General features: G+C 70.7%; 5 protein-coding genes. 2 read left to right on the top strand and 3 right to left on the bottom strand.

Annotated features, from left to right (window positions below):
* Window positions 1–360 (bottom strand): DUF421 domain-containing protein (locus H537_RS57000; RefSeq protein ID WP_211234954.1); only part of this gene is annotated, 360 nt, incomplete at its 3' end.
* 84 nt (window positions 361–444) lie between these two features.
* Here H537_RS57000 and H537_RS40575 point away from each other — a divergent pair.
* Together H537_RS40575 and H537_RS0102020 are read left to right on the top strand one after the other, a co-directional pair.
* On the top strand, window positions 445–1,800 hold the full coding sequence (locus H537_RS40575; RefSeq protein WP_064735883.1) for a DUF2254 domain-containing protein: 1,356 nt from the start codon (window positions 445–447) through the stop codon (window positions 1,798–1,800).
* 180 nt (window positions 1,801–1,980) lie between these two features.
* Window positions 1,981–2,304 (top strand): DUF1840 domain-containing protein, encoded by a 324-nt coding sequence (locus tag H537_RS0102020; RefSeq protein ID WP_028996576.1) that lies wholly within the window; start codon window positions 1,981–1,983, stop codon window positions 2,302–2,304.
* Window positions 2,305–2,678: 374 nt separating this feature from the next.
* Here H537_RS0102020 and H537_RS0102015 read toward each other — a convergent pair whose 3' ends face one another.
* Together H537_RS0102015 and H537_RS54295 are read right to left on the bottom strand one after the other, a co-directional pair.
* Window positions 2,679–5,096, bottom strand: coding sequence for a heavy metal translocating P-type ATPase (locus tag H537_RS0102015; RefSeq protein WP_028996575.1), 2,418 nt, complete (start codon window positions 5,094–5,096; stop codon window positions 2,679–2,681).
* Window positions 5,097–5,477: 381 nt separating this feature from the next.
* The gene (locus H537_RS54295; RefSeq protein WP_169516936.1) at window positions 5,478–5,930 is read right to left on the bottom strand and encodes an IS4/Tn5 family transposase DNA-binding protein; all 453 of its coding nucleotides are present in this window, start codon (window positions 5,928–5,930) and stop codon (window positions 5,478–5,480) included.
* Between the last annotated feature and the right edge of the window lie 70 nt (window positions 5,931–6,000).

The following is a 6,000-nucleotide window of genomic DNA, read 5'->3' as shown; positions in this document are numbered from 1 at the left end:
CTCCGTGACCCGCTCGCGCTTCATGGCGCCCTGCAGGAAGCGCCCCTCCAGGAACAGCAGGCTGGGCTCGGCCTTGACCAGCCGGCTCACCCGGGGCGAGCGCACCGACAGCCAGGTGAGGGCGCCCTGCAGCAGGACCAGCAGCGCCAGCGCCGTGAGCCCTTCGGCCAGCGCCACGTCCTTGGACAGCAGCACGGTGGCCAGCGTCGAGCCCAGCGCCACCGTGACGATCAGGTCGAAGGCGTTGAGCTTGGACAGCGTGCGCTTGCCCGTGACGCGCAGCAGCAGCACCAGCGCCAGGTCGGCCAACGTGCCGAGGATGAGGATGCGCGCCAGCGGCATCCAGCCGTCGAAAAACATGTGGTGGCCTCCACGCAGTTGGCGTACGGACCGTGGCCAGCAACGCGCATACCGTGGGCGCAACGCTTGCCTGCACGGGGGGCCATGAGCCCTATCCGCGGACTGTGGTTGCGCCTGCAGGCGAGCCTGTGGTTCGTGCCCACGCTGGTCGTGGCCGGCTGCATGGTGCTGGCGGTGCTGCTGGTGGAGTCGCACGGCTGGGTCGAGGCCGACCTGGCCGCGCGCTGGCCACGCCTGTTCGGTGCCGGCACCGATGGCGCGCGCAGCATGCTCTCGGCCATTGCCACCTCGATGATCACGGTGGCCGGCGTGGTGTTCTCGGTGACGATCGTGGCGCTGTCGCTGGCGTCGAGCCAGTACTCGCCGCGGGTGCTGCGCAACTTCATGAGCGACCGCCCGACGCAGCTGGTGTTGGGCGTGTTCGTGGGCATCTTCGCCTACTGCCTGGTGGTGCTGCGCACGGTGCGCAGCGACGACGACGGCCCGGGCTTCCTGCCCTCGCTGGCGGTGATGGGCGGCGTGGTGCTGGCGCTGTTCGGCGTGGCGATGCTGATCTACTTCATCCACCACGTGGCCACGTCGATCCAGGTGTCCTCGATCCTGCAGCGCATCGCGCGCGACACCAACGACGCCATCGACCGGCTGTTTCCCCAGGCGCTGGGCCAGGGGCTGCCGCCTGACGAACCGTGCCTGGACGAGCTGCCCACGCACTGGCACGACGTGGCCGCGCCGGCCACCGGCTACCTCGTCGGCGTGGACGACGACGGGCTGCTGGCGCTGGCCGGCCGGCTCGGCCGCGTGGTGCAGCTTGCGCACCGCATCGGCGACTTCGTGATCGAGGGCCAGCCCCTGGCGCGCGTGAGCGGCCAGCGTCCCCTGGACGAGCCCGCGGCGCGGGCGCTGTGCGGGCTGTTTTCCATGCAGCCGCAGCGCACGGTGCACCAGGACGCGGCCTATGGCTTGCAGCAGATCGTGGACGTGGCGCTCAAGGCACTGTCGCCAGGCATCAACGACCCGGCCACGGCGCTGATGTGCATCGACCACCTGGGCGCGCTGCTGTTGCGCGTGGGCGGCCGCCGCATCCCCTCGCCCTGCCGCGGCGACGACCGGGGCGTGCGCGTGGTGGCCCAAGGGCCGGGTTTCGAGGATCTGGCGGCGCTGGCGCTGGATCCGATCGCGGAGCACGCCCGCGGAGAAACGATGGTGCTCGGCAAGCTGCTGCACACGCTGTCGATGCTCGCTGCCCGGCTGCGGGAGCCGCAGCAGTTGCATGCGCTGCGCCGGCGCCTGACGCTGCTGTGCGAGGCGATCTCGCACGGCGTGGACACCCCCTTGCGGCGCGAGCCGCTGCTGGAGCGCGCCCGGATGCTGCGGCGGCGGCTGCAGGAGCACGAAGCCGATGCAACGGCACAAGGCCCGGCCCCGGAGCGGGAAGCATGAACGCTCCATTGGGCCGACCGGCATCCGTCGGGAGGGCATCGACTTCGGCGTGGGTGCAGGTACCGTCCTTGCCGATGGCTGGACCGACATCCTGCGCCGGGTCCTGTGCGGCACGTCAGCATCCATGCTCGTGACGTGTGGGTGCCCGGCGAACTTTTCAGCACGAGGACGGGCCAAGCGATGCTTTACAAGTTCAAGTCCAAGGCGGCAGGCGACGTGGTGATGCTGGGCCCGAACGGCGACCAGATACTGCGCCTGCTGGGTCGGGAGCCGGCGCCCCGGGGAATTTTCGAAGTCGCCGACATGCCGGCGCTGCGCGCCGCGCTGGAGCAGGCAGTGGATGCAGAAGAGGCCGAGCGTGACAAGGCACAGGCCGAGGCGGCGGCGGAGGGTCGGCGCCTCCCGGCGCAGGAGGGTGTTGCCCTGCGCCAGCGGGTGTGGCCGCTGCTGGAAATGATGAAGTACGCCCAAGCCGCCAATGAGCCGATCGTCTGGGGCGTGTAGCCGCCAGGACGAATGGCAGCGTCACCGCGCGGGTGGCCTCGCGGGACGGGCCTGAGGCTGAACACGGCGTCCGCGCCGCACGTTCCTTCGTCTCCCGTGTAATTGAGCATGGCCCACGGGGGTTTCGCTGGCCGCACCCCAGGCATGCTGCTCTCCGGCCTGTGCGCAGGGGACGCGCTCGACCTGCACGGGCGGCGGCCAAGCCGCCGATGACCTCGGCCACCAGGAAGCTGGTGGTCAGCGGCAGCGCGACTGCAAGTGCGCGCTCGCTGTCGCTGTCGCTGCCGTGGCGATGTGCGCGGGCCATGGTCGCGTCCGCCGTTGCGGCGTCAGGCCAACGCCCGTACTCCATGCCACCGGTGCGGTGCCCGGTTTCATCGAGCGGTGCCCTTCCAGCGCCGCAACAGCAGCGCGTTGCTCACCACGCTGACGCTGCTGAAGGCCATGGCCGCGCCGGCCACGACCGGGCTGAGCAGTCCCAGCGCCGCCAGTGGAATGCCGACCACGTTGTAGGCGAAGGCCCAGAACAGGTTCTGGCGGATCTTGGCGTAGGTGCGGCGCGAGATGTCCAGCGCGTCGGCCACCAGCGCCGGATTGCCGCGCATGAGCGTGATGCCCGCCGCGTGCATCGCCACGTCGGTTCCCGTGCCCATGGCGATGCCCACGTCGGCCGCGGCCAGCGCCGGGGCGTCGTTGATGCCGTCGCCGACCATCGCCACGCGAGCGCCGGCCTGCTGCAGCTCTCCCACGATCTGCGCCTTGTGCTCGGGCAGCACCTCGGCGCGCACCTCCTCGATGCCCAGCGCCCGTGCCGCGGCCTGCGCACTGCCGGCGTTGTCGCCGCTGACGAGCACCGTGCGCACGCCCAGCGCTCGCAGCGCGTCGATCGCTCCCCGCGCCGTCGCCTTGGGCCGGTCCCCGAAGGCCAGCAGGCCGACCAGGCGCGGGCCTTCGGTCATGTCGGCCAGCCAGGACACGGTGCGGCCCTCGGCGGCCAGCGCCTGCCCGCGCTGCGCCAGTGCCGCGGTGTCTACCCCCAGCTCCTGCATGAAGCGCCCGCTGCCCAGGCGCAGCTCACGAGCGCCCACGCTGGCGGCCATGCCGCGGCCGGCAACGGCGCGCACCTGTGTAGCGGCGGGCACGTCGATGCGCTCGCGCTCGGCTGCCGCCGTCACTGCATGCGCCAGCGGATGCTCGCTCTGGGCCTGCATCGCGGCGCTGAGCACCAGCAGGCGGCGCGCGTCGCCGTCGGCCGCCTCGTGCGCTACCAGCTCCGGCTTGCCTTCGGTGAGCGTGCCGGTCTTGTCGAATGCCACGGTGCGTACGGCGTGCGCCACTTCCAGCGCCTCGGCGTCCTTGATCAGGATGCCGTGGCGCGCAGCCACGCCGGTGCCCGCCATGAGTGCCGTGGGCGTGGCCAGGCCCAGCGCGCAGGGGCAGGCAATCACGAGCACTGCCACGGCGTTGAGGATCGCCGCCTGCCAGTCGCCCGTGGTGAGCCCCCAGGCCAGCGCCGTGACCAGCGCGATGGCGATGACGGCCGGGACGAACACGGCGCTGACGCGGTCCACCAGGCGCTGGATCGGCGCCTTGCGCGCCTGGGCCGACTCGACCAGCCGGATGATGCGCGCCAGCGTCGATTCCGCCCCCAGCGCCGTGGTGCGCACCAGCAGCAGTCCTTCGCCGTTGACGGCGCCGCCGGTGACCTTGTCGCCCGCGTGGCGGGCCACCGGCAGGCTCTCGCCGGTGATGAGCGACTCGTCCACCTGGCTGGCGCCTTCGAGCACCTGGCCATCCACCGGAATGCGCTCGCCCGGGCGGATCACGACCACGTCGTCCAGCCGCACCTGCGCCAGTGGCAGCGCCTGGTCACCGCCATCGCGGCGCACGCGGGCGGTGTCCGGACGCAGCGCATTCAACGCCCGTATGGCCTCGGTGGTCTGGCGCTTGGCCCGCGCCTCAAGCCACTTGCCCAGAAGCACCAGCGTGATGACGACGGCCGAGGCTTCGAAGTACAAGTGCGGCGCGCCGTGGCCGGGGTGGGCGGCGAGCAGCTGCCACACGCTCAGCCCATAGCCGGCCGAGGTGCCCAGGGCCACCAGCAGGTCCATGTTGCCGCTGCCCGCGCGCAGCGCCTTCCAGCCGGCGCGGTAGAAGCGTGCACCCAGCCAGAACTGCACCGGCGTGGCCAGTGCCCACTGCACCCAGCCCGGCAGCATCCAGTGCGCGCCCGCCAGCAGGCCCAGCATCGGCAGCACGAGCGGCAGCGACAAGGCGGCCGCCAAGGCCACGGGCCACCATTCGGGTAGCGTCCGCGTGGGCGCCGCGGGGGTATCGGCGTCCGCCGGGCGGGCGGCATAGCCGGCCTTCTCGACGGCCTCGATCAGCGCCGCGGCGTCGTCCTCGCGTGCGGCGACGGTGACGGTGGCAACCTCGGTGGCGAGGTTGACCTCGGCCTCCAGCACGCCCGGCACGCGGCGCAACGCCCGCTCCACGCGCGCGACGCAGGAGGCGCAGGTCATGCCCTCGATGCGCAGCGACAAGGTCCGGTGCGCCACGGCATAGCCCGCGCGCTCGACGGCTTCCCTCAACGATTGCAGCGGCACCGACGTCTCGGCCTGCACGCTGGCGGTCTCGGTGGCGAGGTTGACGCTGGCCTGCGCCACGCCGGGCACGCGCTGCAGCGCGCGCTCGACCCGTGACACGCAGGAGGCGCAGGTCATGCCCTCGATGGGCAGGCTGCGGGGCACGGTGGCCGTGGTGGCGGGGGAGGGGGTGACGGCGGCGTTCATGGCGGAGCTCTCACGGTGGATGCCTACAGTCTGGACCTTCCCATGATGGCAATGTCAAGCACAGGCAGGATGCTGCGTCGCACGCTCCCGCGCGGACCCATCCCCTTGGACACGCCGGTGCACAGCACTTGCGGCTCCTCAAGCCCTGCGGAGAGTGCCCAGGTATCCAGGTCCAGCGGAACGTGGTTTGCTCGGCTTGCGCGCAGGCCCTGTATTTGAACTGGCCTGCGCGCCAAAGGCCGCGCCGTGGATGCGTGCGCGACCGACCTCCACCGCCATGTTGTCCCGATTACGCCGTCATCCCCTGCAGCGCATGCTGGCCGCGCTGATGGTGGTGGCATTGCAGTGCTGCCGTGAGCCCCAACGGCAATCCTTCAAGCGTCACGGCCAAGCTTGAGTGCATGAGGATGCCGCAAACTCGGTGGTACCGCACTCGACCTTCGATGTCCCGGCCAGGTTCGTTATGCCAAGCAGCCCAACCGCCTCGATGCTTTTACGGTGCCAAGAGAACTCCGTCGTGTCGTGCAACACCAGTACAGGGCCGTCTCGAACAGTGGCAAGGCGAGATCGCGCGGCGTCGATGTGTCCGGCCAAGATTTCATGTTCGTCGACATGCTCATTGCTCAGGAAACGGCAGGCTGCCTTGGCGTTAGCCCAGTCCTGGCAGACCAACGGCAGGCTATACCCTGGCCCATTTGACAACTGGCCCGATAACGTTCTCAGCCGCCGCCCCAAACGCACATCCGTGAAGGCGTGTTCGTCGATTTCCTGGTCGATCCAGCCGGCGGCTCCCCTCCGATCGATCCAGCCTTGTGCGATTCGATGAACAACCATGGTCACCTCCGGTGCTCTTGTACCGCAGCGGTTCATACATGGCGCCAATCTCGGCTCGCATGCAAACCAG

It is taken from the genome of Azohydromonas australica DSM 1124, assembly GCF_000430725.1.
Lineage (GTDB): Bacteria > Pseudomonadota > Gammaproteobacteria > Burkholderiales > Burkholderiaceae_C > Azohydromonas > Azohydromonas australica.
Note: the sequence above shows the minus strand (reverse complement) of the source record. Positions and strands in the feature narration are given on the sequence as shown.